The sequence below is a fragment of the Bradyrhizobium sp. USDA 10063 genome, from assembly GCF_054063735.1.
In genome coordinates this window covers 5,620,134-5,645,433 of the sequence record NZ_JBSSGP010000002.1, presented here as the reverse complement: position 1 = coordinate 5,645,433, position 25,300 = coordinate 5,620,134, and the positions used below count along the sequence as shown (strand labels likewise).

The 25,300-nt window shown below is 65.1% G+C and carries 23 protein-coding genes and 1 tRNA gene; 13 read left to right on the top strand and 11 right to left on the bottom strand.

Features of this window, described 5'->3' with window-relative positions:
- Positions 1-90 precede the first annotated feature (90 nt).
- The 3 genes from ugpB to ACVJGD_RS28815 form a co-directional block, all read right to left on the bottom strand.
- Entirely contained in the window at positions 91-1,410 is a 1,320-nt protein-coding gene (gene ugpB, locus ACVJGD_RS28825) for a sn-glycerol-3-phosphate ABC transporter substrate-binding protein UgpB (protein WP_456637409.1), read from the bottom strand.
- Between the two features lie 254 nt (positions 1,411-1,664).
- The gene (locus ACVJGD_RS28820; RefSeq protein ID WP_456637408.1) at positions 1,665-2,870 is read right to left on the bottom strand and encodes a CaiB/BaiF CoA transferase family protein; all 1,206 of its coding nucleotides are present in this window, start codon (positions 2,868-2,870) and stop codon (positions 1,665-1,667) included.
- 157 nt (positions 2,871-3,027) lie between these two features.
- The gene (locus ACVJGD_RS28815) at positions 3,028-3,453 is read right to left on the bottom strand and encodes an organic hydroperoxide resistance protein (RefSeq protein WP_456637407.1); all 426 of its coding nucleotides are present in this window, start codon (positions 3,451-3,453) and stop codon (positions 3,028-3,030) included.
- 155 nt (positions 3,454-3,608) lie between these two features.
- Here ACVJGD_RS28815 and ACVJGD_RS28810 point away from each other — a divergent pair, with 155 nt between their 5' ends.
- Entirely contained in the window at positions 3,609-4,073 is a 465-nt protein-coding gene (locus tag ACVJGD_RS28810; protein WP_456637406.1) for a MarR family winged helix-turn-helix transcriptional regulator, read from the top strand.
- Positions 4,074-4,089: 16 nt separating this feature from the next.
- Here the strand turns inward: ACVJGD_RS28810 and ACVJGD_RS28805 are convergent, their stop codons facing one another.
- The 3 genes from ACVJGD_RS28805 to ACVJGD_RS28795 form a co-directional block, all read right to left on the bottom strand.
- Positions 4,090-4,326, bottom strand: a complete 237-nt coding sequence (locus tag ACVJGD_RS28805; RefSeq protein WP_456637405.1) for a GIY-YIG nuclease family protein — start codon at positions 4,324-4,326, stop codon at positions 4,090-4,092.
- 494 nt (positions 4,327-4,820) lie between these two features.
- Positions 4,821-4,896, bottom strand: a tRNA-Ala gene (locus tag ACVJGD_RS28800).
- A gap of 64 nt (positions 4,897-4,960) precedes the next feature.
- Positions 4,961-5,371: a TIGR02300 family protein gene (locus tag ACVJGD_RS28795; RefSeq protein WP_456637404.1), complete on the bottom strand. Its 411-nt coding sequence runs from the start codon at positions 5,369-5,371 to the stop codon at positions 4,961-4,963.
- 144 nt (positions 5,372-5,515) lie between these two features.
- On the opposite strand from ACVJGD_RS28795, the gene aroA reads away from it, so the two are divergent.
- Both aroA and cmk read left to right on the top strand, forming a co-directional pair.
- A complete protein-coding gene (gene aroA, locus ACVJGD_RS28790; RefSeq protein ID WP_456637403.1) occupies positions 5,516-6,877 on the top strand; it encodes a 3-phosphoshikimate 1-carboxyvinyltransferase in 1,362 nt (453 codons plus the stop codon).
- Positions 6,874-7,512: a (d)CMP kinase gene (gene cmk, locus ACVJGD_RS28785; protein ID WP_456637402.1), complete on the top strand. Its 639-nt coding sequence runs from the start codon at positions 6,874-6,876 to the stop codon at positions 7,510-7,512. The genes aroA and cmk overlap by 4 nt, the downstream gene beginning before the upstream one ends.
- A gap of 9 nt (positions 7,513-7,521) precedes the next feature.
- On the opposite strand, the gene ACVJGD_RS28780 is transcribed toward cmk, so the two are convergent.
- Complete coding sequence (locus tag ACVJGD_RS28780) at positions 7,522-7,656, bottom strand: hypothetical protein (protein ID WP_283844408.1); 135 nt, start codon at positions 7,654-7,656, stop codon at positions 7,522-7,524.
- 99 nt (positions 7,657-7,755) lie between these two features.
- The gene (locus tag ACVJGD_RS28775) at positions 7,756-8,073 is read right to left on the bottom strand and encodes a hypothetical protein (protein ID WP_456637401.1); all 318 of its coding nucleotides are present in this window, start codon (positions 8,071-8,073) and stop codon (positions 7,756-7,758) included.
- A gap of 130 nt (positions 8,074-8,203) precedes the next feature.
- Between ACVJGD_RS28775 and rpsA the strand changes: the two genes are divergently transcribed.
- From rpsA to ACVJGD_RS28725, 10 genes are all read left to right on the top strand, one after another.
- Entirely contained in the window at positions 8,204-9,913 is a 1,710-nt protein-coding gene (gene rpsA, locus ACVJGD_RS28770; protein WP_456637400.1) for a 30S ribosomal protein S1, read from the top strand.
- Positions 9,914-10,193: 280 nt separating this feature from the next.
- Entirely contained in the window at positions 10,194-11,171 is a 978-nt protein-coding gene (gene sppA, locus ACVJGD_RS28765; protein ID WP_456637399.1) for a signal peptide peptidase SppA, read from the top strand.
- A 141-nt stretch (positions 11,172-11,312) separates the two neighbouring features.
- Entirely contained in the window at positions 11,313-11,660 is a 348-nt protein-coding gene (locus tag ACVJGD_RS28760; RefSeq protein ID WP_456637398.1) for an integration host factor subunit beta, read from the top strand.
- An 81-nt stretch (positions 11,661-11,741) separates the two neighbouring features.
- Complete coding sequence (locus tag ACVJGD_RS28755) at positions 11,742-12,134, top strand: lipopolysaccharide assembly protein LapA domain-containing protein (protein ID WP_456637397.1); 393 nt, start codon at positions 11,742-11,744, stop codon at positions 12,132-12,134.
- A 62-nt stretch (positions 12,135-12,196) separates the two neighbouring features.
- Entirely contained in the window at positions 12,197-12,853 is a 657-nt protein-coding gene (locus ACVJGD_RS28750; RefSeq protein ID WP_456637396.1) for a phosphoribosylanthranilate isomerase, read from the top strand.
- Positions 12,850-14,067, top strand: a complete 1,218-nt coding sequence (gene trpB, locus ACVJGD_RS28745) for a tryptophan synthase subunit beta (protein WP_456637395.1) — start codon at positions 12,850-12,852, stop codon at positions 14,065-14,067. Before ACVJGD_RS28750 ends, trpB begins: the two co-directional genes overlap by 4 nt.
- On the top strand, positions 14,064-14,900 hold the full coding sequence (gene trpA, locus ACVJGD_RS28740; protein ID WP_456637394.1) for a tryptophan synthase subunit alpha: 837 nt from the start codon (positions 14,064-14,066) through the stop codon (positions 14,898-14,900). The genes trpB and trpA overlap by 4 nt, the downstream gene beginning before the upstream one ends.
- A 148-nt stretch (positions 14,901-15,048) precedes the next feature.
- Positions 15,049-15,990, top strand: a complete 942-nt coding sequence (gene accD, locus ACVJGD_RS28735; RefSeq protein ID WP_456637393.1) for an acetyl-CoA carboxylase, carboxyltransferase subunit beta — start codon at positions 15,049-15,051, stop codon at positions 15,988-15,990.
- Positions 15,987-17,330, top strand: a complete 1,344-nt coding sequence (locus ACVJGD_RS28730) for a bifunctional folylpolyglutamate synthase/dihydrofolate synthase (protein ID WP_456637392.1) — start codon at positions 15,987-15,989, stop codon at positions 17,328-17,330. Before accD ends, ACVJGD_RS28730 begins: the two co-directional genes overlap by 4 nt.
- Positions 17,331-17,332: 2 nt before the next feature.
- Positions 17,333-18,073: a metallophosphoesterase family protein gene (locus ACVJGD_RS28725; RefSeq protein WP_456640404.1), complete on the top strand. Its 741-nt coding sequence runs from the start codon at positions 17,333-17,335 to the stop codon at positions 18,071-18,073.
- Between the two features lie 56 nt (positions 18,074-18,129).
- On the opposite strand, the gene trxA is transcribed toward ACVJGD_RS28725, so the two are convergent.
- The 3 genes from trxA to addB all read right to left on the bottom strand — a co-directional run bounded on the left by trxA (position 18,130) and on the right by addB (position 25,178).
- Positions 18,130-18,450, bottom strand: coding sequence for a thioredoxin (gene trxA, locus ACVJGD_RS28720; RefSeq protein ID WP_027580982.1), 321 nt, complete (start codon positions 18,448-18,450; stop codon positions 18,130-18,132).
- A 66-nt stretch (positions 18,451-18,516) separates the two neighbouring features.
- A complete protein-coding gene (gene addA / locus ACVJGD_RS28715) occupies positions 18,517-22,038 on the bottom strand; it encodes a double-strand break repair helicase AddA (RefSeq protein ID WP_456637391.1) in 3,522 nt (1,173 codons plus the stop codon).
- The gene (addB, locus tag ACVJGD_RS28710) at positions 22,032-25,178 is read right to left on the bottom strand and encodes a double-strand break repair protein AddB (RefSeq protein WP_456637390.1); all 3,147 of its coding nucleotides are present in this window, start codon (positions 25,176-25,178) and stop codon (positions 22,032-22,034) included. The genes addA and addB overlap by 7 nt, the downstream gene beginning before the upstream one ends.
- Positions 25,179-25,300: the final 122 nt, after the last annotated feature.

Genomic DNA, 25,300 nt, shown 5'->3' with positions numbered 1-25,300 from the left:
TTGGAGCTTGGTTCAACAACGGAGTTCGGTGGTTATGGGTCCCGGGTCAAGCCCGGGACGACATTGAGGTGCGAAAATAAAACGCGAGACTCAGCGCACCGCGGTTTTTTCAAACTGCCGGAGCATCTGGTTGCCGCGCTCGACGGCGGCATCCAGCGCCTGCTTGGCGGTCTTCTTGCCGGCCAGCGCCTGCTCGATTTCCTCCGCCCAGATGTCGCGAAGCTGGACCATGTTGCCGAGGCGCAGGCCGCGCGAGTTCTCGGTCGGCTCCTTGTTGGTCAGTTCCTTCAGCGGCGTCTCGAGGTAGGGCTGATCCTTGTAGAAGCCGTCCGCCTTGGCCTTCTCGTACGCGGCCTTGGTAATCGGCAGATAACCGGACGCCTTGTGGATCTCGACCTGGCGGTCGGTGTTGGAGAGGAACGCCAGGAACTTGGCGACGCCCTTGTATTCCTCGGCCGTCTTGCCACCCATCACCCACAGCGAGGCGCCTCCGATGATGGAATTCTGCGGCGCGCCCTTGGCGTCCGGGTAGTAGGGCATCGGCGCATTGGTCCACTTGAACTTGGCCTGCGACCTCACATTGCCGAAGAAAGCCGACGAAGTCAGGAAGATCGGGCACTCGCCCGAGGTGAAGCGGCCCTCTCCGGTGTTGGTGCGGCCGGAATAGTCGTAGGTCTTGTCCTTCTGCAACTCGATCAGCTTCTCGAGGTGCTTGACCTGCAGCGGCCCGTTGAACTGCAGCACGGTGTCGAAGCCGTCGAGCCCGTTGGCCTTGCTGGCCAGCGGCACGTTGTGCCAGGCCGAGAGCTGCTCGAGATTGACCCAGGTGACCCAGGCGTTGGAGAAGCCGCAATTGCTGTAGCCCGCGGCCTTCAGTTTTTTGGCCGCGTCGAACACTTCCGGCCAGGTCTTCGGGATCTCGGCAATGTCAGCCTTCTTCAAGGCGTCGAGATTGACCCACATCACGGTCGAGGACGAGTTGAAGGGGAAGGACAGCATCTCCCCTTTCGAGGTCGAGTAGTAGCCGGTGATCGCAGGCAGGTAGCTTTTGGGGTCGAATTTCTCGCCGGCCTCCTGCATCAATTTGTAGACCGGCTTGATGGCGCCGGTTGCCGCCATCATGGTGGCGGTGCCGACCTCGAAGACCTGCATGATGTGGGGCGCATTGCCGGCGCGGAATGCGGCGATGCCGGCGTTCATCGTGTCGGCATAGCCGCCCTTGTAGGTCGGAACGACCTTGTACTCGCTCTGCGATGCGTTGAAGTCGTTGGCGAGCTTGACCACGACATCATTGTTGCCGCCGGTCATGGCGTGCCACCACTGGATCTCGGTCACCGCAAATGCGGGCGAGGCGCCGAATGCCAGCGTGGCCGCAACGGCTGCTGCAGCGCCAAATGCTCGAAAAGCCATCAAAACTCCCTCCCGTTAGGCCGCCATTTCGATTTAGTTGCGCTAGCAGCGCGGAATGACGGGCAAATGACCGTATAAGCGAGGACCCGGGTACCAGGGAAGCCGGACCAAGGACGGAGGCACGAAAAAGCAGCACACATCCTTTGGCCCGGCGAATGCCGGGCCCCGGATTCATGATCAGCAATCTTGGAGCCAGCAGCCGCCGCAGCCAACGGGATGGGCCGGGGTTACTGCCCTGGCTAAGGCCGGAACGATCAGCGCTTCCGCTCAGGTCCGCAGACCACGCCCTTGGCGACCAGGGCCTCGACTTCGGCCTGCGAGTAGCCGAATTCGCCGAGCACCTCAGTGGCGTGCTGGCTGAACTTGGGCGGGGTGCGGCGCAGGCTGGGCTTGGTGCGTTCCAGCCGGATCGGCGATGCGACGCCCTTGTACCAGTCCTTCGCGATGATATCGCCACGATAGATTGTGTGCGGATTGGTCAGCGCCTGGTCGATCTTCTGCACCGGGCCCGCCGGCAGGCCGGCGGCGAGCAGGCGGTTGCAGAAAGGCTCGGCCTCATACTGGCTGAACACAGCGGCAAGCTCGGCGCGCAGCGCGTCGCGGTTGGCGATGCGGTCCTTGTTGCGGGCAAAGCGCGGATCGGTGCCGAGCTCGGGCTTGCCGATCTCCTTGGCCAGTTTGCGGAAGGTGCCGTCATTGCCGACACCGATGAAGATGTTGTCGGTCTTGGTCGGGAAGATCGCGTACGGAACGAGGTTCGGATGCTCGTTGCCGGTGAGACCAGGTGGCTTGCCGTGCATGAAGTAGTTGGCCGTGTGCGGATGCATGATCGCAAGGCCGGTCTCGTACAGCGTGGTCTCGAGGAACTGACCGACGCCGGAGCGTTGCCGCTCCGACAGCGCCATCAGGATGCCGATCGCCGCGTAAAGCCCGGTGGTGATGTCGACCAGCGGCACGCCGATCCGCATCGGGCCGCTCTGCGGCGAGCCGGTGGCGGCGATCATGCCGGTCATCGCCTGGATGATCGCATCATAGCCGGGATTGCCGCCGCGCGGGCCGTCGGCGCCGAAGCCGGAGATCCGGCAATGCACCAGCCGCGGAAATTTCGCGCGCAGCACGTCGTTGCCGATACCCCATTTGTCGAGCGTGCCCGGCTTGAAATTCTCGATCAGAACGTCGGCGCCTTCGAGCAGCTTCATCAGCACGGCACGGCCGCCTTCGGAGGCGAGGTCGAGCCCGATCGAGCGTTTGTTGCGGTTGATGCCGACGAAATAGGCCGCGTCCTCATCGTGAAAGGGAGGGCCCCAGTCGCGCACTTCGTCGCCGGCAGGCGGCTCGACCTTGATCACGTCGGCGCCATGGTCGGCGAGAATCTGCGTGCAATAGGGACCGCCGAGCACGCGCGTCAGGTCGATCACGCGCAGGCCGGCCATCGCGCCTGCGACCGCTTCTGAACTCATGGAAAACCTTCGCTCACGTCAAACAGATGGAGGGCTTGTCCAGAGCTAGCGGTCTTCGCACGCGGCGGCAATGCCTTATCGCGCGTCGCGGGCATGCCGCACACCGATCGCAACGCGAATAGCCCGCCGGGTGCGGCGGGCTATTCCGCCATGCGGATTACACCACGTTCAGGCGTACATCGACATTGCCGCGCGTGGCGTTGGAGTAGGGGCACACCTGGTGGGCCTTTTCCACCAGCGCCGCGGCGTCCGCGCGCGCCAGCCCCGGCAGCGAGATGTCGAGCGCGATATCGAGGCCGAAGCCGCCTTCCGAGCGCGGCCCGATGCCGACCGTCGAGGTCACCGAGGCGTCGGCGGGCACCTTCGGGCCGCCCTGCGAGGCCACGAACTTCATCGCGCCGATGAAGCAGGCGGCGTAGCCGGCCGCAAAGAGCTGTTCGGGGTTGTTGCCGGCGCCGCCTCCGCCACCGAGCTCCTTCGGGGTGGTGAGCTTGACGTCGAGCGCGCCATCGAGCGTTGCGGCGTGGCCGTCGCGGCCGCCGGTGGCCTTGGCGCTGGTCTTGTAGAGCACGTTCACGGACATGGGTGTCTCCCTGATCAACGGTTTCGACGCCATTTATATTGCAGACAATTAGATTGTGTACAATATAAAATGCATGGCCTCACATTTAATTGTTCGCAATTGAATGCGCGGCCGCGCCGGCCCACAATGAACCGAGATTCTGACGAGGCTGAGAAATGGCACGGAAACAGTTGGCGGTCGCGGACCAGCCGCTACGGCTCGACAATCAGATCTGCTTTGCGATCTATTCGACCGCGCACGCGTTCAACCGCGTCTACAAGCCGCTGCTGGACCGGCTCGGCCTGACCTATCCGCAATACCTGGTGATGCTGGTGCTGTGGGAGAGGGATGGCGTGCCGGTCAAGGATATCGGCGAGCGGCTGTTCCTGGACTCCGGCACGCTGACGCCGCTGCTCAAGCGGCTGGAGACGGCGCAGCTCATCAAGCGTACACGCGGCACGGAAGACGAGCGGCAGGTGCTGATCGCGCTCACGCCGCAGGGGCAGGCGCTGAAAGAGAAAGCGAGAGCGGTGCCGCAGTCGGTGCTAGCCGCCGCGGCCTGCTCGATCCCGGAACTATCGGCGATGAGGGATGAGATCGTGGCGCTGCGGGACAGGCTGAATGCGGCGGTGGGAGAGTGAGGGGGCGGGGAGAGGATCAGAGGCGCTTCTTGGCGAAGGCGCGGCCGGAAGGCGATTTCAAGTATCTCTCGAACGCAAACGCCTGTGTTTCGTCGCTAAAGGCGACGTATGTCTTGATTCGCCAGGGCCCGTATTTCGAAGTGTGGGGCACCTCGCCAGCATTGTGTCTTGCCAATCTGGCGCGCAAATCGTCGGTGATGCCCACGTAAAAATGCTGGGAATCGAGACTTTCGAGAATGTAGACGTATTTCATGGCACTGCCCCCAAAGGAATGTCGTGGGGGCAGTATTGCATAGACTTAGGGTCCCGCTTGAGCGTGCGGGCTACGCCGCTGCTTTTGCCACGATGATATGACCGAGCCGAAGCGGGCGAAAAGTTTGGTGGGTGTGGGTCAGGCCCGCCGTCGCCCTTCGGGCTATGGCGCGGCAGCCTTCGCTGGCTTCGCTACGAGAGAGCTCGGCGTGGCTTGCCGAGCCGTAGCTCGCGAAGCGAGCGATAGTGTGTGTCTGGATGGAGCCCGCCTTCGCCCTGCGGGCTTCGGCGCGGCAGCCTTCGCTAGCTTCGCTACGAGAGAGCTCGGCTGGCTTGCCGAGCCGTAGCTCGCGAAGCGAGCGAAGTGGAAGATAGTGTGTGTCTGGATGGAGCCCGCCTTCGCCCTGCGGGCTTCGGCGCGGCAGCCTTCGCTAGCTTCGCTACGAGAGAACTCGGCCGGCTTGCCGAGCCGTAGCTCGCGAAGCGAGCGAAGGCTGGTGGAGCCAGGCGGGATCGAACCGCCGACCTCTTGCATGCCATGCAAGCGCTCTCCCAGCTGAGCTATGGCCCCTTAAGGGATCGCGAGCCGCATCCGACTCGCGGGGAAAGACCCAGAACACAGTTCTGGATCGATCTCAAGTCTCTTCATCGCCTCCGACGTCGCCAATGATGTCGGTGACGTCCTCATCGCCCTCTTCTTCGTCGGCGATGAAGGTGGAATCATCGTCATCATCGTCTTCGAGGGTCTCGTCGATCTCGATGTCGTCCTCGGATTCGGGAACGACGGCCTTGACCTTGCCGGTGTTCTCCTCGGCATCGGCCTCCTCGAGCGAGACCAACTCTTCGGCCTCCGCGGGCTCCGGCATATCCGCGGCGGTGGTGGCCGCAGCGGCGCTGGCGCCTCGGGTCGCGCGCGGCGGCGCCACGGGGGCGATCGGCACAACCTCGCCGGTGTAAGGCGAGATGACCGGGTTCTTGTTCAGATCATAGAACTTCTTGCCCGTGGTCGGGCAAATGCGTTTGGTTCCGAGGTCGGACTTGGCCACGTGGTGATCCCAGGAATTTTCTGAAAAGCGGTGCTTCACTTGGCTAGTTGAGGGGCCGCTGTCAATAGCGGTTTGCGGGCATTTGTCCCCGGGTGACGCCGGGGGTTCGATGTGTTACCTGCCGCGCCGCGAGAGGACGCGATCTTGGCCCATTCCGACCCCCAGAATCCCGAAAAGACCCCCTCCAAGACCCCCTTGGAAGCCCGTGCGAGCGGTCCCCTGAACGGCAGGGCGCGCGTGCCCGGCGACAAGTCGATCTCCCACCGGGCCCTGATCCTGGGCGCGCTGGCGGTTGGCCAAAGCCGGATTTCCGGGCTGCTCGAGGGTGAAGACGTGCTCAACACCGCCAAATCGATGCGGGCGCTGGGCGCTGCGGTCGAGCGGACCGGGCCGTTTGCCTGGTCGGTCCGGGGCGTCGGCGTCGGCGGCTTCGCGGAGCCTGCCAGCCCGCTCGATTTCGGCAATTCCGGCACCGGCTGCCGGCTGGTGATGGGCGCGGTCGCCGGCTGTCCGATCACCGCCACCTTCGACGGCGACGCCTCGCTGCGCTCGCGGCCGATGCGGCGGATCCTCGATCCGCTGGAACTGATGGGGGCCAAGGCCGGCGAGATGAGGGAAGGCGGCCGCCTGCCGCTGACGCTGCATGGCGCCCGGAGCCCAGTGCCGATCGTCTACAGGACCCCGGTCGCCTCGGCCCAGATCAAGTCCGCGGTGCTGCTGGCGGGGCTTTCGGCGCCCGGCGTCACCACGGTGATCGAGCAGGAAGCCAGCCGCGATCACACCGAGCTGATGCTGAAGCATTTTGGCGCCGAACTCACCTCGAGCAAGGAAGGCAGCCACGGCCGCCGGATCGTGCTGACCGGCCAGCCGGAGCTGCACGGCGCCGAGGTCGTCGTGCCCGCCGATCCCTCCTCAGCATCGTTCCCGGTCGTGGCGGCGCTGGTTGTCGACGGCTCCGATATCGTGCTGCCGGACGTCATGACCAATCCGCTGCGCACTGGCCTGTTCGCCACGCTGCGCGAGATGGGCGCCTCGATCGAAGAGGACGAGCTGCGCAGTGATGGCGGCGAGCCGATGGCGCGGTTGCGCGTGCGTGCTTCCAAATTGCGCGGGGTCGAGGTGCCGCCGGAACGCGCGCCGTCGATGATCGACGAATATCTGGTGCTGGCGGTCGCGGCGGCTTACGCCGAAGGCACCACCATCATGCGCGGCCTGCAGGAATTGCGCGTGAAGGAATCCGATCGCCTCGAAGCCACCGCCGACATGCTGCGCGTCAACGGCGTCAAGGTCGAGATTTCAGGCGACGATTTGATCGTCGAGGGCAAGGGCCATGTGCCCGGCGGCGGCGTAGTCGCCACCCACATGGACCATCGCATCGCGATGTCGGCACTGGTGATGGGGCTCGCCGCCGACCGGCCGGTGAGGGTCGACGACACCGCCTTCATCGCCACCAGTTTCCCGGATTTCATTCCGATGATGCGCTCGCTCGGCGCGGAGTTTTCATGATCATCGCTATCGACGGGCCGGCCGCATCCGGCAAAGGCACGCTGGGAAAACGGCTCGCCGCCCATTATGGCTACCGCCATCTCGACACCGGCGTGATCTATCGCGCGGTGGCGAAAGCGCTGCTCGATGCCGGCGCCGACCTCACCGATGAGGCGCGCGCGATCAAGGCGGCGATGGAGCTCGATCCTGAGAAATTCGGCCATCCCGAGTTGAAGACGCAGCGGATCGGCGATGCCGCTTCCGTCGTCTCGGCGATCCCGAAAGTGCGCGAGGCGCTGGTCAATTTCCAGCGCCAGTTCGCGGCCGATCCGCCCGGCGCGGTGCTTGACGGCCGCGACATTGGAACCGTGATCTGCCCGGATGCCGACGTGAAGATCTTTGTCGTCGCCGATCCGCGCGTGCGGGCGCGGCGGCGGACGCTGGAGGCCCGCGCACGCGGCGAGGACGCCGATGAGGCAGCGGTGCTGGCTGATATTCTCAAGCGTGACGAGCGCGACAAGAACCGTCCCGTGGCTCCGCTCAAGGCGGCGCCCGATGCGCACACGCTGGACAATTCCAATCTCGATATCGAGGCCGGCGTGCGCGCCGCGATTGCAATCGTCGAATCGGTGCGCGCCGCGCGCGGACTGGCCTAACGAGGCACTTTACTGGTCAGCCAGTCCCGAAAAAGACTGTGCAGCCGAAAAAGTCCGCATCGACGCCGCCGCGCCGGGCATCGCGGCGATGGCATGGCCGAGTGCAAAAGCGGCAACGACGGCCAGGGCGATCAGGCTTTTCATGGTCGTACCCCCTGTGTCTTGGGTGGCCCCACTATGCGCGGGCTCGCTTAAGCCCGGGTTCCACCGCAAGCCCTGCCGGACGCCTTTCGCGCAACACGGTCAACAATTGTTCAAATGCAGTCGGGCATTGTTAAGGCTTGTTTCAGCCTCAGAGGCCCGCAAATCGGGCATTTCTGGCTTGCCGAAAATAGCGGTGGATACTATATCGATAGCGTCCGTGCCGCCATCGACCATGTCGGGGCCGCCCGAGCGGGCCGGCAGGGGGGTATGAGCCCCGGCCGACATTGGAGGAGCGCCCGCTCCATCGGTTCTCGAAGTCGATCCTTCGTTTCCGGCCTGGACATCTGCGTCACGCGCATTCTTTCGCAAAACCGGTTTCCACTTTTGCGGAATGCGCGCCATCAACGTATCGAACATGTGGCTTGCTGCCGGCCCGCTTTTGCGCCTTCGCGCAAGGAGCGGTCGTCAGGATTTGCGGACCTGACACCACATGCGCGATGCGCCCTTAACCCGAACGGCCGGCAAGACACCCGCATCTGGAGAACATATGGCTTCGAATACTGCTGCTTCCTATAGTCCTACCCGCGACGATTTCGCCGCGATGCTCGATGAATCCTTTGCCGGCGGCAATCTGCAGGAGAGCTCGGTCGTCAAGGGCAAGGTGGTTGCCATCGAAAAGGACATGGCCGTCATCGACGTCGGCCTGAAGACCGAGGGCCGCGTGGCGCTGCGCGAATTCGCCGGCCCCGGCCGCGAAAGCGATCTCAAGGTCGGCGACGAGGTCGAGGTGTTCCTCGACCGCATCGAGAATGCGCTGGGTGAAGCGGTGCTGTCGCGCGACAAGGCGCGGCGTGAGGAAAGCTGGGGCAAGCTCGAGAAGGCGTTCCAGAACAACGAGAAGGTCACGGGCGTCATCTTCAACCAGGTCAAGGGCGGCTTCACCGTCGATCTCGACGGCGCCGTGGCCTTCCTGCCGCGCTCGCAGGTCGATATCCGTCCGATCCGCGACGTCGGGCCGCTGATGAACAATTCGCAGCCGTTCCAGATCCTCAAGATGGACCGCCGCCGCGGCAACATCGTGGTGTCCCGCCGCACCGTGCTGGAAGAGACCCGCGCCGAGCAGCGCCAGGAACTGGTGCAGAACCTCGAAGAGGGTCAGGTGATCGACGGCGTGGTCAAGAACATCACCGATTACGGTGCGTTCGTCGACCTCGGCGGCATCGATGGCCTGTTGCACGTCACCGATATTGCATGGCGCCGCGTCAATCACCCGACCGAGGTGCTCTCCATCGGCCAGACCGTGAAGGTCAAGATCATCAAGATCAACCACGAGACGCACCGCATCTCGCTCGGCATGAAGCAGCTCCTGGACGATCCGTGGCAGGGCATCGAGGCGAAATATCCGCTCGGCGCCCGCTTCACCGGCCGCGTCACCAACATCACCGACTACGGCGCGTTCGTCGAGCTCGAGCCGGGCATCGAAGGCCTGATCCACGTCTCCGAGATGTCGTGGACCAAGAAGAACATGCATCCCGGCAAGATCGTCTCCACCTCGCAGGAAGTCGAGGTGCAGGTGCTGGAAGTCGATTCGGTCAAGCGGCGCATCTCGCTCGGCCTCAAGCAGACCATGCGCAACCCGTGGGAGGTCTTCGTCGAGAAGCACCCGGTCGGTTCGGTGGTCGAGGGCGAGGTCAAGAACAAGACCGAGTTCGGCCTGTTCCTGGGTCTCGAAGGCGACGTCGACGGCATGGTGCATCTGTCCGATCTCGACTGGAAGCTTCCCGGCGAGCAGGTGATCGACAACTTCAAGAAGGGCGACCTGGTGAAGGCCGTCGTGCTCGATGTCGATGTCGAGAAGGAGCGCATCTCGCTCGGCGTCAAGCAGCTCGAGGGCGATCCCTTCGCCGAGCCGGGCGACGTCAAGAAGGGCGCGGTCGTGACCTGCGAAGTGCTCGAGGTGAAGGAGAGCGGCATCGAGGTGAAGATCGCCGGCACCGACTTCACCACCTTCATCAAGCGCTCGGAACTCGCCCGCGACCGCAACGACCAGCGCGCCGAACGCTTCGCCGTCGGTGAGAAGGTCGATGCACGGGTGATCCAGTTCGACAAGAAGGCCCGCAAGGTGCAGGTCTCGATCAAGGCGCTGGAAGTGGCCGAGGAGAAGGAAGCCATCGCGCAGTACGGCTCCTCCGATTCGGGTGCGACGCTCGGTGACATTCTCGGCACCGCACTCAAGAATCGCGCCAACGAGAAGTGAGCACTCGCTCTCCTTCTTGCATCATCAAAGCCCCGGCTTCGGCCGGGGCTTTTTGTTTGGGCGTAGCCTCGGATGGAGCCTGTCATCGGGCGCGCGTTCGCGCGACTCGTTGGCTCCGTCCGGGCTACGGCTGCGTGTTTCGGCGTATTCCAGCCAGGCTACGGCTGTAACGCTACACCAGCCTTGTTTTCTTCATATTGCACCGCAATTGATGTATTTTGATAAGCTCTCCGTCATCCTGTGATTGCAAGAACGCGTTGAGCTCTTTTGGAGATTTTCGATGTCGCTTGATTCAGACGTGATCGTCGATCGTCGCCGGATTCGCCGCAAGCTGACGTTCTGGCGTGTCGCGGCCGCGGTGGTTGCGATCGCGGCCGTCGTTGGCGTCGGCGTGATCGCAGCCGGCGGACGCAGCTCGCTGACGACAGCGGGATCGATCGCGCGCGTCAATATCGAGGGTCTGATCCGCAGCGACCATGATCGCGTCGAGGCGCTGGAGCGGCTGGAGAAGTCGCAGGCCGCGGCCGTCATTGTCCACATCAATTCGCCCGGCGGCACGACCGCCGGTTCCGAGCAGCTTTACGACGCGCTGACGCGGCTGAAGGCGAAGAAGCCGCTGGTCGTGGTGGTCGAGGGATTGGCGGCCTCCGGCGGCTATATCACCGCGATTGCCGCCGACCATATCGTCGCGCAGCAGAGCTCGCTGGTCGGCTCGATCGGCGTGCTGTTCCAGTTTCCCAATGTCAGCGAACTCCTGAAGACAGTGGGCGTGAAGGTCGAGGAGGTGAAGTCCTCGCCGCTGAAAGCCGCGCCCAACGGCTATGAGCCGACCAGCCCGGAAGCGCGCGCCGCGATCGATGCGCTGGTGAAGGATTCCTACGCCTGGTTCCGCGGCCTCGTGAAGGAGCGGCGCGGCATGGATGATGCCCTGCTCGAAAAGGTCGCGGACGGGCGTGTCTTCACTGGCCGGCAGGCAGTGGAATTGAAGCTCGTCGATCAGCTCGGCGATGAGAAGACCGCGGTCGCCTGGCTGGTCCAGGAGAAGAAGATCAAGAGCGAGTTGCCGGTGCGCGACTACAAGCTCAATCCGCGCTTTGGCGATCTGACATTCCTGCGCACGGCGGCTTCGGTCACGCTTGATGCATTTGGTTTGAGCGGGATCGCGCGCCGCATTGAGCAGGTCGGCCTCGTCCAGGCCGTCGATCGGCTCGGCATGGATGGCATGCTGGCGTTATGGCAGCCGTCGGGGAGCAATTGAGATGCGCACAATCGGCCTTTGGTCGCATTCCCGTATTGCGGGAATCGCGAAAAGTCGGGTTCGGGCCATTTGTCACGGCTCCTCATCGGCACCAAAAGTGATTTAGCGTCTTGACAGTTCAAGGCATTTTCACGGAAATGGATGTCCGCAAGGTCCCGGGCCACACTCTCGATGATCAAATCCGAACTTGTTCAGCGTATCGCCGAGCACAACCCGCATCTCTACCAGCGGGATGTCGAGAACATCGTCAATGCGATCCTCGATGAGATCGTGGCTGCGCTGGCGCGCGGCGATCGGGTTGAGCTGCGCGGTTTCGGCGCGTTCTCGGTGAAGCATCGCCCGGCGCGGGCCGGCCGCAATCCGCGAACGGGTGCGCATGTGCCGGTCGATCAGAAGAGCGTTCCGTTCTTCAAGACCGGCAAGGAAATGCGCGAGCGCCTGAACCGCGACACCGGCAGTGGCGGCAGCTCGCCGGAATCGAGCGCCTGATCTCGCCGAGATTGCTGGCGCATCCGCGTCTCCGATTGCTATAGATCGGCATGCGATTGTCGGCTGATGCGAGGGATGGTGATGCGAAAGTTCTTCACGACGCTGCTCGTCATCCTGCTTGGCCTGTTCTTCATCATCTTCGCCGTCGCGAACCGTCACCTGGTGACGGTTTCATTCGATCCGTTCAATTCGACCACTCCGACGGTGGCGATAACGCTGCCGTTGTTCCTGGTGCTGATTATCATGGCGATCCTGGGCGTGATCGCGGGCGGCATAGCCACCTGGTTCCGGCAGCATCGCTGGCGCCGTGCGGCGCGGCAGCATGAGGCTGACGCCCGTCAGGCCCGGGCGGAACTGGCCGATCTGCGGGCGGCGCTGGCCGCCGTGCAGGCCGAACGGCGCCGCCTCGTAGGCCCGGTAAATGGTGCTTCATCGGGGGTCGTCGGGCGAGACAAGCAGGGCGCGACGTTGTAGAACCCGCCCCGTCCGTGCCGGGCCCGTCAGTTCCGGCCGTTGAGAACGTGCCTTCAGAGACCATGCCCCTGCTCGTCAAAATCTGCGGCCTGTCCACGCGCGAGACGCTCGGCGTCGCGCTAGAGGCCGGTGCCGATATGGTGGGTTTCGTGTTCTTTCCGCCTTCGCCGCGGCATCTGTCGCTTGAGACCGCGCGGGAGCTGGGCCGGCAGGCGAAGGGCCGCGCCGTGAAGGTGGCGCTCACCGTCGATGCGGATGACGCCACGCTCGAAAACATCGTCGAGACGCTGCAGCCCGACATTTTGCAACTGCATGGCAAGGAGACGGTCGCGCGCGTGCGCGACATCAAGCAAAGGTTCGGCCTGCAGGCGATGAAGGTGCTTGCCGTCGAGACCGCAGCCGATCTCGCACCCCTCGCGGGCTATGCCGCGGTCGCCGACCGCATCCTGTTCGACGCCCGCGCGCCGAAGGGTGCGACCCGGCCGGGAGGGCTCGGCACGGTGTTCGACTGGCGCGTGCTTGAAAAGCTCGAGCTTGACTTGCCCTTCATGGTCTCAGGTGGGCTGAACGCCGACAATGTCGCCGAAGCCGTCCGTGTCACCCATGCCGGCGGCGTCGACATTTCCTCCGGCGTCGAACGTTCGCCGGGCATCAAGGATCCCGAACTGATCCGCGCCTTCATCCGCGCCGCGCGCGCCAAAGAATTGATGGTTCGATGAGCCCAGCACTACCCAACTCTTTCCGCAGCGGTCCCGACGAGCGCGGGCATTTCGGCATTTTCGGCGGACGCTTCGTCGCGGAAACGCTGATGCCGCTGATCCTCGATCTCGAAAAGGCCTATGCCGAGGCCAAGGCCGATCCCGCCTTCCAGAAGGAGATGGACGGCCATCTGAAGCACTATGTCGGCCGGCCGTCGCCGCTCTATTTCGCCGAGCGGCTGACCGAGCATCTCGGCGGCGCAAAAATCTATTTCAAGCGCGAGGAGCTCAATCACACCGGCTCGCACAAGGTCAACAATGTGCTCGGCCAGATCATGCTCGCGCGCCGCATGGGCAAGAAGCGCATCATCGCCGAGACCGGCGCCGGTCAGCACGGTGTCGCCACGGCGACGCTGTGCGCGCGGTTCGGGCTCGAATGCGTGGTCTATATGGGTGCAGTCGACGTCGCGCGGCAGCAGCCCAACGTGATCCGCATGGAGATGCTGGGCGCCAAGGTGGTCCCGGTGCAATCGGGCGCGCGCACGCTGAAGGACGCGATGAACGATGCGCTGCGCGACTGGGTGACCAACGTGCACAACACGTTCTACTGCATCGGCACCGTGGCCGGCCCGCATCCCTATCCGATGATGGTGCGCGACTTCCAGTCGATCATCGGCATCGAAACGCGCCAGCAATTGCAGGAGGTCGAGGGTCGCCTGCCGGATTCGCTCGTCGCCTGCATCGGTGGTGGCTCCAATGCGATGGGCCTGTTCCATCCCTTCCTCGACGATCCCTCGGTCGAGATCTTTGGCGTCGAGGCCGCCGGCCACGGGCTGACGCAATTGCATGCGGCGTCGATCGCGGGCGGCCGGCCGGGCGTGCTGCACGGCAACCGCACCTATCTCTTGATGGACGAAGACGGCCAGATCCAGGAAGCGCACTCGATCTCGGCGGGCCTCGACTATCCCGGCATCGGGCCGGAGCACGCCTGGCTGCACGAGACCGGCCGCGTCAACTATCTCTCGGCGACCGATGAGGAGGCGCTGGAAGCCTTCCAGTTGCTGTCGCGGCTCGAAGGCATCATCCCGGCGCTGGAGCCGGCGCACGCCATCGCCAAGGTGATGGAGCTCGCGCCGAAACGTCCCCGGGATCACCTGATGGTGGTCAACCTCTCCGGCCGCGGCGACAAGGACGTGCCGCAGGTCGGCGACATCTTGAAGGGCCGAGACAAGTGACCACCCGTATCGATGCACGTTTTGCCGAGCTCGCGAAACAGGGCCGCTCCGCCTTTGTCACTTTCGTGATGGCCGGCGATCCGGACCCTGCGACGTCGCTCGACATCATCAAGGCGCTGCCGAAGGCCGGTGCCGATCTCATCGAGATCGGCATGCCCTTCACCGATCCGATGGCGGATGGTCCGTCGATCCAGGCGGCGGGCTTGCGCGCGCTCAAGGGCGGCATGACGCTCAAGAAGACGCTCGAGATGGTGCGCGGCTTCCGCAAGGATGACGACGCTACGCCGCTGGTGCTGATGGGCTACTACAACCCGATCTACATTTACGGCGTCGACAAGTTCCTTGCCGATGCCAAGACCGCCGGCGTCGACGGCCTGATCATCGTCGACCTGCCGCCGGAGGAGGACACCGAGCTGTGCCTGCCGGCGATGAAGGCCGGGCTCAATTTCATCCGGCTGGCGACGCCGACCACCGACGACAAGCGCCTGCCGGCGGTGCTCGCGAACACCTCGGGGTTCGTCTATTATGTCTCGATCACCGGCATCACCGGTGCCGCAGCGGCGGACGCCAAGGCGGTCGCCGAAGCGGTAGCGCGCATCAAGCGGCATACCAAGCTGCCGGTTTGCGTCGGTTTCGGTATCCGTACGCCGGAGACCGCGCGGGCGATCGCCGAAAACGCCAACGGTGCGGTAGTCGGCACCGCGCTGGTCGATGCGGTGCGCGGCAGCCTCGATGCGGAAGGGCGGGCGACGGTAAAAACCGTGACCGCCGTGGCCGACCTTGTCGCCGCGCTGGCGCAGGGCGTCCGGGGCGCCAAACAAGCGGCCGAATAGGCCGCAATCGTGGTTGCAGGGCGGCTTGCCGGGCGTTACCCGGCCCGCCATATGTTTAGCGAGCATGATCCGGAAAAGTGGGCACCGGTTTTCCGAAAGGATCATGCTCAAACAAGGATGCGGAACCGACCGCATTTCGGAGCGAAGCATGAACTGGCTCACCAATGTCGTCCGGCCGAAGATCCGCAGCATCCTGCGGCGCGAGACCCCGGAGAATCTTTGGATCAAGTGCCCGGATTCCGGGCAGCTCGTGTTCTACAAGGATGTCGAGGCCAACCAGTTCGTCATTCCCGGCTCGAACTATCACATGCGCATGGGCGCGGTGGCGCGGCTGAAGTCGATCTTCGACAACGAGACCTGGTTCGACGTGGCGTTGCCGGAGGTGACGCCCGATCCGCTGAAGTTCCGCGACGAGCGCAAATATGTCGACCGCATCAAGGATGCGCGGGCCAAGACTTCGCTGAATGACGCGATCAAGGTGGGGTACGGCAAGCTCGAGGGCGCCGGCGTCGTGATCGCGGTGCAGGATTTCGATTTCATGGGCGGCTCGCTCGGCATGGCCGCCGGAGAGGCGATGGTGCGTGGGCTTGAGCTCGCGGTCGAGAAGAAGTCGCCCTTCATCGTGTTCGCAGCCTCGGGCGGCGCGCGGATGCAGGAAGGCATCCTGTCGCTGATGCAGATGCCGCGCACGACCGTGGGTGTGCAGATGCTGCGCGAGGCCAAGCAGCCATACATCGTTGTGCTGACCAATCCGACCACCGGCGGGGTCACCGCCTCCTATGCGATGCTGGGCGACGTCCATATCGCCGAGCCCGGCGCGCTGATCGGCTTCGCCGGCGCGCGCGTGATCGAGCAGACCATCCGCGAGAAACTGCCGGACGGATTCCAGCGCGCCGAATATCTGCGCGACCACGGCATGGTCGACATGGTCGTGCATCGCCATGACATGCGCGCGACGCTGGCGCGGCTGTGCCGCCTGCTCACCAAATCGCCGCCGCTGCAGGTTCCCTTAAAGCCGGCGCCGGAGGTCACCACGCCCGCCCAGATCGTCTCGGCACCGGAAACCGTGCCGGCAGCGCCCCACGCGTGAACGTACCCGCCGCCCAACCATCGCCGACGCTCGGCGAGTTGGTTGCGCGCCTCTCGGCGCTGCATCCGAAGACGATCGACCTCAGCCTCGATCGCATGCATGGGCTGCTCGCGCGGCTCGATCATCCCGAGCGCAAGCTGCCGCCGGTGATCCATGTTGCCGGCACCAATGGCAAGGGCTCCACGATCGCCTATTTGCGCGCGACCCTGGAGGCGGCCGGCCTGCGCGTCCATGTCTTCACCTCGCCCTATCTGGTGCGGCTGAACGAATGCTATCGCCTTGGCCGCGTCGGCGGCGGTGTGCTGGTCGGTGACGACGAATTGCGCTCGGTGCTCGAACATTGCGAATGCGTCAACGACGGCCATCCGATCACGATCTTCGAGATCGAGACCGCGGCGGCGTTCTGCCTGTTCGCCGCGCATCCGGCCGATGTCGTGGTGTTGGAAGTCGGTCTCGGCGGCAGGCTGGATTCGACCAATGTGATCGAGACGCCGCTCGCCTCCGTCATCGCACCGATCAGCATGGATCACACTGAATTCCTCGGCGACACGCTGACCGCGATCGCCGGCGAGAAGGCCGCGATCATCAAGCGCGGCGTGCCGGTGATCTGTGCCGAGCAGTCGCCCGACGCAATGTCTGTCGTCGAGGCGCAGGCGGCGCGCCGGCGGGCGCCGCTGCATGCGGCCGGGCAGCAATGGCATGTCGGGGTCGAGCGCGGCCGGCTGGTCTATCAGGATGATCGCGGCCTGATGGATCTGGCGGCGCCGAAACTGTTCGGCCGTCACCAGTTTGACAATGCCGGACTCGCGATCGCGACGCTGCGCGCGATCGACGCGTTCAAGATCGGGATCGCGGCGTTCGAGGCCGGCATCGTCAATGCCGAATGGCCGGCGCGGATGCAGCGGCTGGCGTCGGGCGGGCTGGTCAATCTGGCGCCGGCGGGTTCGGAGATCTGGCTCGACGGCGGCCACAATGCGGAAGGCGGGCGTGTGGCGGCCGCTGCACTCGGCGATCTCGAGGAGCGCGTGTCGCGTCCGCTGGTCGTGATCGCCGGCATGATGGCGAACAAGGATGCATCCGGCTTCCTCGCCAATTTCGCCGGCCTGACCCGTCATATCATCGCGGTGGAGATTCCGCACCGCGCGGGCGCCATGCCGCCGGATCGGCTGGCGGATGCCGCGCGCGTGTTCGGCATGCGCGTGGAGATCGCGGCAAGCGTGGAAGCCGCGCTGCAGGCGCTCTCGCAGCTTGCCTACGAAGTGCCGCCACGCATCCTGATCACCGGCTCGCTCTATCTCGCCGGCCATGTGCTCGATGTGAACGGCACGCCGCCGTCGTGACCATGCGCTTCGCCGCCATCGCCGATGTCCACGGTAACTATCTGGCGCTGGAGGCTGTCGTTGCCGACATTCGCGCGCAGGAGATCACCGAGATCGTCAATCTCGGCGACATGGCGAGCGGTCCGCTGGACGCGCGGCGGACGATGGATGCGCTGATGGCGCTCGGTGCCGTTCACGTGCTCGGCAATCACGACCGCTATCTCATCGACCGCCCGCCGGAGAAGATGGGTTCGTGGGACCGGCCCGCGCATGCGCAACTCGATCAGAGCCATCTCGACTGGTTGCGCGCGGTGCCGCCGACGTGCGTGTTTCGCGACCAGGTGTTCCTCTGCCATGCGATGCCTGTCGACGACGAAGTCTATTGGCTGGAGACGGTGCAGCCTGATGGTACGGTGCGGATGGCGTCGCTGGAGGCGATCGAGCGGGCCGCGAGCGGTATCACCCAGTCGCTTATCCTCTGTGGCCATAGCCATCTTGCGCGGGCGGTGCGGCTTCGCGACGGTCGCCTGATCGTCAATCCCGGCAGCGTCGGTTCCCCAGGCTACCGCGACGTCCATCCGTACAAGCACGTCGTGGAGGCGGGCACGCCCGACGCGCGCTACGCGATCCTGGAATTGGCCGACGGTGCCTGGCGGGTGACGTTTCGCCATGTGCCCTATGACCACGACGCGATGGCCGCGCTGGCGCGCGAGAATGGCCAGCCTGAGTTGGCATCTGCATTGGCGACCGGCTGGATACGCTGAAAATAAAACGGCCGGCGGTCGCCGGCCGTTTAGCAATCATCTAAAGCGAAAGCGGATCAGACCGCAGCCGAAATCCACTGCTGCAGCTTCGCCTTTGGCGCCGCGCCGACTTGGCGGGAGGCCATCTCGCCGCCCTTGAAGATCATCAAAGTCGGGATCGACATCACGCCATATTTGGAAGCCGTCTTCGGGCTCTCATCGACGTTGAGCTTCACGATCTTGACCTTGTCGCCCATCGAACCCGCGATCTCGTCCAGCGCGGGCGCGATCATGCGGCAGGGGCCGCACCATTCGGCCCAGAAATCGACCACGACAGGCCCGGTCGCATTGAGCACTTCGGCTTCGAAATTGGCGTCAGAAACCTTGCCCACGGCCATGGGATACCTCGTTCGGTTGGAAGAAAAGGGCGCGACTGAGTCGCGCCCGGGAATCTTAGGACAAACCTATGAACGAGCCCCTGCCGGGTCAAGCTCGGTCACGCCGGCATGATGGGATGCCAGCTCCCTGTCCAGCGCGGAGGCCGAAATCTCCATCAATTCAGTACTTTCGGTCCAGAGCAGGACGGCACGGACGGGTCGCCCGGGATAGAGCTTGCGCAGCACAGCCCGGTAGAGCGCGAGCTGCCGGACATAGCCCCGCGGCGCCTCGGCCGCAGTTTTCGGCGGGGCGTGGTTGGTCTTGAAGTCGACGATGAGGACTTCCTCTGCCGTCACCACCAGCCGGTCGATCTGGCCGGACACCAGCGCCGGCGATTGCCCGGGCCGCTCCAGCCGGCCGACAATCGACACTTCCGCCCGGCTTCCGGCGGCGAACACGGCTGCGAAACGCCGATCTGCGATCAGGGCCAGCACGCCTTCGGCCAGCGCCGCGCGCTCCTGCCCGGTCCAATCCTGGGCATTGCGCTCGAGATAGGAGAGCGCCGCACCGGGCCGGCGCTCGGCCGCGATATCCGGCAGCGACTGCAACAGCCGGTGCACTAGCGTGCCGCGATGGATGGCGCGGGCGCGCTGGGTGAGCTGCTCGCCGCTGCGGACGCGGCGGCTGTCGTCGGTCGGGTCGGATGGCCGCAGCCGGCCGTCGGCGGCGAGTTCAGTCGGCGCCGGCCGCTGCAGCCAGGACGGCAGTTCGATCGGCCGCGGTGCCCCCAACGCCGCGATGCCGGTCGCAGCATCGGCATCCTCGGGCCGGAAATAGCGCTTCACCAGGCCCGCCGGGGTCTCGATCTCCTGCAGGCTGAGGCCGGAATTGGCGAGGCCCCTGTCGATCAGGTCATACCAGGAGGAAGTCCGGACCTTCTTCATGTTGCCGGGCAGGCAGCCGCCGACGATCAGCCGATCGGCGGCGCGCGTCATCGCGACATAGAGCAGGCGGCGATATTCATCCTCGGTCTCCTCCAGCATCGCCTCGCGCGCCTTGGCGACCGGACCTGGATCTTCGGCCTTGCGGCCGGCCCAGACCACGACGCCGGGCGCGTGTGGCGCGCCATTACCCTGCGGCAGATGGATCAGCCGCAGGCGCTGCGTATCCGAGGGTGAGGTCGTGGTATCAACCAGGAACACGACGGAGGCCTCCAGTCCCTTGGCGCCGTGCACGGTCATCACGCGCACTTCGTCGCGCGAGATCTCCATGTCGCGCTTCACCTCGGTGTCGGCGGCGCGGAGCCACGCCACGAAGCCTTGCAGCGAGCTGGGCGCCTTGCGCTCATAGGCCAGCGCGAGCTCGAGGAATTCATCGAGCGCGTCATTGGCCTCATGCCCCAGCCGGCGCAGGAAGCGCGCCCGCCCGCCATCGCCGCCGAGCAGCCAGGCATAGAAGGCGAACGGGGTCGAATCGGCAAACTGCCGCTCGCATCGCTCGAGCCGTTTCAGCGCGGCCGCGAGGCGCTCGTCGGTCGCCGCATGCAGCGCCAGCGCCTGGCGCAGCGATCCCTTGCGCTCCCAGGCCAGCTTGAACAGATCGTCGTCATCAAGGCCGAACAGCGGGCTCTTCAGCGCCACCGCAAGCGCCAGATCGTCTTGCGGCAGCAGCAGCGCGTCCGCGAGGTTCATCAGGTCGATGATGGCGATGTGCTCGGTCAGCTTCAGCCGGTCGGCGCCGGCGACCGGGATATTGGCATGCTTCAGCGCCTGGATCACAGCGTCGAACGCGTTGCCGCGCCGTCGCACCAGCACCAGGACATCGCCGTAAGTGAGCGGCCGCCGGTTGCCGCGGCTGCCGGTCATGGTGCCGCTCTCCACCAGCCGGCGGATTTCGGCCTGGATGCGCTTTGACAGTTTGACTTCGGGGCTGGTGACGGAGACGCCGTCGAACGGCGCGCGCCAGCCCTCGATGTCCTGCCGGTCGTCGGCTTCCGCGAGCTCCCAGAGCTCGATCATGCTGGGGCCGGCGTCGGCCAGCGCATTGTGGAGCGGGTAGCCGTTCTCGACCGCATGGATGCTGCGATAGATCTCCTGCTCGCGGAAGACATGGTCGACCGATTGCAGGATCGCCGGGCCCGAACGGAACGAATAGGTGAAGGAGACCGGATCGAATTTCAGCCCGGCATCCTCGAACTTCTTCTTCAATTCGCGGCGGCGCAGATCGAATTCATGCGGAGCCGCGCCCTGGAACGAGAAGATCGACTGCTTCTCGTCGCCGACGGCGAACACCGTCCGTACCACGCCGTCGCGCGCGCCGGCGCCGGAGGTGAATTCGGAGATGATGTGCGCGACGATGTCCCATTGCTTCGGGCTCGTATCCTGCGCCTCATCGATCAGGACATGATCGACGCCGCGGTCGAGCTTGTAGTGCACCCAGCCGGAGGAGACGCGGTCGAGCATCTCTAACGTCTTGTCGATGAGGTCGTCATAATCGAGTAGCCCGCGCTCTAGTTTCTCTCGGCGATAGTTCGCAGCCGCGGCAGTCGCGATATGCAGCAGCGCCTCGGTGCGGTCGCGGATCGTCACGGCGCGGCGGCGTTCGATCAGCGGATGGATGCGGCGGATTTCTGCGTCGAACAGGTTGCCGACTGCATCATTGTCTCGGCAGAATTTCTTTGTCACCACGGAGTCGCGTGGCAGCCGCTCATCGGTAAGGAATACGCTGAGGTATTCGTCCACTTGTGCACTGCCGGTGAACAGCAGCGCGGAACGAAGTCGAGCGGCCTGCTTCTGATCGGCCTTGCTGCTTGTCTCAAGGACAAGCGCAACGTCCTCCCAGCGCGCGCGTGGCAGATAAGGACCGTCGAGGATATCGCGCTCGACATCCTCGATCGAATCATTGGCGGCGACGCCAAGCGCCGCCGACATCTCTGCGGCGGCGGCTTCCGCGCTGCCCGCGGTATCGGTCCAGGCCATGAAGTGGTCGCGGCTGAGGCACGCCTCGCGCACCACGTCCTTGAAGGTGACGTCAGCGGCGCTTGCCATCGCCACCATCAACGCGCGCCCGGTGGCGCTGTCGGGGTTGCGCGAGGCTTCCAAGAGCACGGCGAGGTTGGCGCGCTCCATCATCTCGTTCTGGTCGCGCTCGTCGAGCACGGCAAACCGCGCCGGCACATTGGCCTCGAACGGGAACTGCTGCAGCAAACGCGTGCACAGCGCGTGGATGGTCTGCACCTTCAGCCCGCCCGGCGTCTCCAGCGCGCAGGCGAACAGCTTTCGCGCCTCCCTCCGGAGCTTTGCATTGGGATGGGCGATGCCGGCTTCGCGGATCGCGGCGTCCAGCGCGGTATCGTCGAGGGTGACCCAGTGGCCGAGCGTGGAGAACACCCGCTCGGCCATGTTGGCCGCGGCCGCCTTGGTGAAGGTGATGCAGAGGATCTTTTCGGGCGGGGTGCCCTCGAGCAGCAGCCGGATCACGCGCTGCACCAGCACATGGGTCTTGCCCGAGCCGGCATTGGCGGACACGAACGCGGACGCCTTGGGATCGGATGCGCGCGCCTGCGTGGCGCGCACCGCGTCGGGAATGGGGCGGGGCGTTTTCACCATTCCTCCACTCCCAGACCGCCTGCCGCCGACCATTCCTTGATGCGGGCGAGGTCGTCATAGGTGCCGTAGCGATTGGCCCACATCGAGAGATTCAGCGAGGTGTAGGGCTGGTTCTCGTCCTCGAACTGGCGGATCAGGTTTTCCAATTCCCGCCGCGCGTGGTCGGCGGCATCGTCGGGCGCTTGCGGCGTATCGCCTGGCCTGATCTTCAGTTCCAGCGTCCGCTGCTCGCCCGGCGGGTTGTTGCCGCTCAGCCTGACATAGGTGAGTTCGCCGACGGATGCGCCGGCGGGAATTCCCTCAAACCCGCCCTCGCGCAGGATCGCGGCTTCCAGCGTGAGCTGCGGCGACAATCCCATGCGGACCTGTTTGCCGGTCGGCGGCTGCCCGGTCTTGTAGTCGAGGATCGCGAACGAGCCGTCGTGATTGCGTTCGATCCGGTCGGCGCGCGCCGAAAGCGTGAAGATGCGCGCATTATCGAGGGAGATGCCGATTTCGCCGCGAATCTCGGCATTGATGGCCGCGATATCGCCGCGCCGCGCGGTCTCCCATTCGGCAAACCACGCTGCGATGCGCTGAAACCTCGGCCACCACAGCGCCCGCGCTTCCGGGCGTTCCATCAATGGCGCAAAATGCTTGCCGCCGATCTCGCGCAGCGCCCGAAGCGGATCGTCCGGCAGCCCGTTGGCGAAGGCTTCCGTGAATTCGCCGAGCGCGGCGTGGATCGCCGAGCCGCGATCGGCCGCCGACAGCGGCATGTCGACGGGATCGAGCGGGTCGAGCCTCAGGATATATCTTGCATAGATCGTATAGGGATCGCGCAGCCAGTCCTCGATCGCGGTCACCGACATCTTGAGCGGCCGTGTCGCGAGCGGCGGTCTTGGCGCAGGCTGCGCGATCGGCTCGACTTTCTCCGGCCGGTCGAGTTCGGCGGCGTAATGGACGTATTTCTCGCCCGATGCCTTCGCGGCCTTCCAGCGCGCCTCGCCGGCGACCGCCTCAAACCGGTGCAGGAAGCGCGAGGCCACTGCCGGCGCGCCGCCGACCTTGGCCGAGTGGCTGAGGATCACATCATCGGTGCCGAGCAGTTGCGCGAAGTCATGCGCGGAAAGGCCGATACGCCGTTCCGGCAAATCGAGACCGAGCTCGTGCCGCATTGGCCGGCTGAGCCAGGGATCGATCCGCGGCGCCGGCGGCCAGACGCCTTCCACGAGCCCACCGAGGATGACACGGTCGGTCTCCGTCAGTCGCGCTTCGAGCTGGCCGAAGATGTGGAGATGCGCGCGGGGCGATTCCGGGCGGCGCACCATCCTGTCAGCAAAAGCGGTCTGGAAGACGTCAGGGTAATCGGCGAGCGGGACCATCACGCCGCTCAGTTTCTTTGCGCCGACGAGATCATCGAAAGCGGATACGAGCACGGAGCCTGCTTGTTCCTCGAAGGCGACGGCGACGCCGTGCTGATCGCAGGACAGCGCGGAGAGAGCCCCGCGATGCCGCAGCGCCAGCTCGGCAAAATCGTAAGGCTTGGACGCGCTGAGGCTTTCGAGCGGCGAAAGCACGGCCCTCAGCTTTGATATCAGCGACTGCGCCTGGTCGAGCTCGACATCGCGGAGCCTGGTCCGCTGTTCGAGGGCATGCAGCGATGAGGTCTCCCCGCGGCGCAGCTTGGCGAGTTCGCTGCGGAAGCGTTCGAAGTCGCGGGCAAGGCCTTCGCTCCCTGCTTGCGGCCGCGTGCCGCGCAAGAGCGCCAGCTCCAAGACTTCGGTCGCGCGCCGGTGGGCGCCAGGCGCGGCGCCGAGCCGAAACAGCGAATGTTTCAAGAGCGCGAGCAGTGTCGGCGGCTCCAGCCCCTTGGTCGCGGCTTCGGCGGTGAGGCGGGCGAAAATGCCGGACGGCGTGTCCATCAGCGCTTCACCGCCGGAATCGTCGAATTCGAGATTCCAGCGCGTCAGTGCCGCCATCACCCGCCGCGCCAAAGCGCGGTCCGGCGTCACCAGTGCGGCTGATTTATTGAGATGCCGCGCCTCGCGCATCGCAATGGCGATGGCGAGCGCTTCCATCTCCGGGTTGGGCGCCGCCACAACGGCGATGCCGTTCATGCCGGCGGAAATCTTCTCGGCGATTTCGGGCTGTTCGAGCCGGTCGTGCCATTGCGCCGTGGCGCTGGACGGCCGCATCGCTTCCGACATCAGCACCTCGCGCCCGTGTGCTGCCGGCTCACCCAGAATTTCCACCTCGTCGCGCTTGATGCCGAAGCGATCGAGCAGCGCGTGCATGGCGAATTGCGGATGGTTCGACGCGGGCGGCGTGGTGAATCTGCCCTTGGCATCGCGCATGCCGCCGATCGTGTCCCAAGACTCTTCATCAAGATCGGTATCGAGGCCGGGCAGCACGACGGCACCGTGCGGCAGCCTGGCTACCGCGTGGAGAAACTTGGCGGTCGTCGGCATCGAACCGGTCGAGCCCGCTGCGATCACGGGACCAGCGGGTTGCGCTGTCAGGCGCGCGGCTTCTGCAGCGATCAAGAGGTCGCGCCGCGCCGCCGGCTCGATGCGGCCGACCTCGGCGAGATGGGCCGGCCAAGCCTGCCGCGCGATGCGCAGGAAATCCAGCGAATGCTGCCAATATTGGTCAAGCTGATCGGGGACCAGCTTATCGAGCGCGCTCCACTCGACGCCGCGCGTCACCATGTCGTCCATCAGCCGCGCGAGATCGCCGGCAAGCTGCAGCGTCGATGCGGGGCCGCCGACCACCTGTGGCGCGGTCACCGGGCTCTTGGCCCAGGCTGCGACCAGCCTCGCCAGCGTCAGCCGCCGCTCGAGTTCGCCAAGCTTGGGCGGAATCTCCAGCGGCGCTGCGCCGCCGAACTGTTCCGCCTCTTCCGCGAAAGCGAGTTCATCCTCGTCGATGTCGCCGAGCGCGACGATGCGCGGCAGCACCACGGCATCCGTGTTCAGGACATCGAGGAATATCTCTCGGGCGAGCCGGCCCGCGCGCCGCGTCGGCAGATAGAGCGTCGCGTCGGCCAGCTTTTCGGGAGTGCCGCGCGCGTCGAATCCCCTGACCAGGCGACCGTCGACCAAAGCGGCGATAACGGTACGCAGGAATGGGACGGAGAGGGGAACGCTGAAAACGCGCATGAGGGGCCTGATTCGGGATCAGGCGTTAATATAGGGGGCGATTTCCCGATGGTCATGCGCGGTCCAGCCGCTACTCACCGGTCATCACCCGCGAAAGCGGGTGATCCAGTATTCCAGAGACG

What these genes read in the sequence shown, in the direction of transcription:
- ACVJGD_RS28750 (WP_456637396.1), top strand. Translation starts at nt 12,197, where the DNA reads ATGCCCCTGCTCGTCAAAATCTGCGGCCTGTCCACGCGCGAGACGCTC.
- sppA (WP_456637399.1), top strand. Translation starts at nt 10,194, where the DNA reads ATGTCGCTTGATTCAGACGTGATCGTCGATCGTCGCCGGATTCGCCGC.
- trxA (WP_027580982.1), bottom strand. Translation starts at nt 18,450, where the DNA reads ATGGCCGTGGGCAAGGTTTCTGACGCCAATTTCGAAGCCGAAGTGCTC.
- rpsA (WP_456637400.1), top strand. Translation starts at nt 8,204, where the DNA reads ATGGCTTCGAATACTGCTGCTTCCTATAGTCCTACCCGCGACGATTTC.
- cmk (WP_456637402.1), top strand. Translation starts at nt 6,874, where the DNA reads ATGATCATCGCTATCGACGGGCCGGCCGCATCCGGCAAAGGCACGCTG.
- ACVJGD_RS28780 (WP_283844408.1), bottom strand. Translation starts at nt 7,656, where the DNA reads ATGAAAAGCCTGATCGCCCTGGCCGTCGTTGCCGCTTTTGCACTCGGC.
- ACVJGD_RS28815 (WP_456637407.1), bottom strand. Translation starts at nt 3,453, where the DNA reads ATGTCCGTGAACGTGCTCTACAAGACCAGCGCCAAGGCCACCGGCGGC.
- ugpB (WP_456637409.1), bottom strand. Translation starts at nt 1,410, where the DNA reads ATGGCTTTTCGAGCATTTGGCGCTGCAGCAGCCGTTGCGGCCACGCTG.
- ACVJGD_RS28755 (WP_456637397.1), top strand. Translation starts at nt 11,742, where the DNA reads ATGCGAAAGTTCTTCACGACGCTGCTCGTCATCCTGCTTGGCCTGTTC.
- addB (WP_456637390.1), bottom strand. Translation starts at nt 25,178, where the DNA reads ATGCGCGTTTTCAGCGTTCCCCTCTCCGTCCCATTCCTGCGTACCGTT.
- ACVJGD_RS28820 (WP_456637408.1), bottom strand. Translation starts at nt 2,870, where the DNA reads ATGAGTTCAGAAGCGGTCGCAGGCGCGATGGCCGGCCTGCGCGTGATC.
- ACVJGD_RS28760 (WP_456637398.1), top strand. Translation starts at nt 11,313, where the DNA reads ATGTCCGCAAGGTCCCGGGCCACACTCTCGATGATCAAATCCGAACTT.
- ACVJGD_RS28805 (WP_456637405.1), bottom strand. Translation starts at nt 4,326, where the DNA reads ATGAAATACGTCTACATTCTCGAAAGTCTCGATTCCCAGCATTTTTAC.
- addA (WP_456637391.1), bottom strand. Translation starts at nt 22,038, where the DNA reads ATGGTGAAAACGCCCCGCCCCATTCCCGACGCGGTGCGCGCCACGCAG.
- ACVJGD_RS28725 (WP_456640404.1), top strand. Translation starts at nt 17,333, where the DNA reads ATGCGCTTCGCCGCCATCGCCGATGTCCACGGTAACTATCTGGCGCTG.
- trpB (WP_456637395.1), top strand. Translation starts at nt 12,850, where the DNA reads ATGAGCCCAGCACTACCCAACTCTTTCCGCAGCGGTCCCGACGAGCGC.
- ACVJGD_RS28775 (WP_456637401.1), bottom strand. Translation starts at nt 8,073, where the DNA reads ATGTTCGATACGTTGATGGCGCGCATTCCGCAAAAGTGGAAACCGGTT.
- ACVJGD_RS28810 (WP_456637406.1), top strand. Translation starts at nt 3,609, where the DNA reads ATGGCACGGAAACAGTTGGCGGTCGCGGACCAGCCGCTACGGCTCGAC.
- accD (WP_456637393.1), top strand. Translation starts at nt 15,049, where the DNA reads ATGAACTGGCTCACCAATGTCGTCCGGCCGAAGATCCGCAGCATCCTG.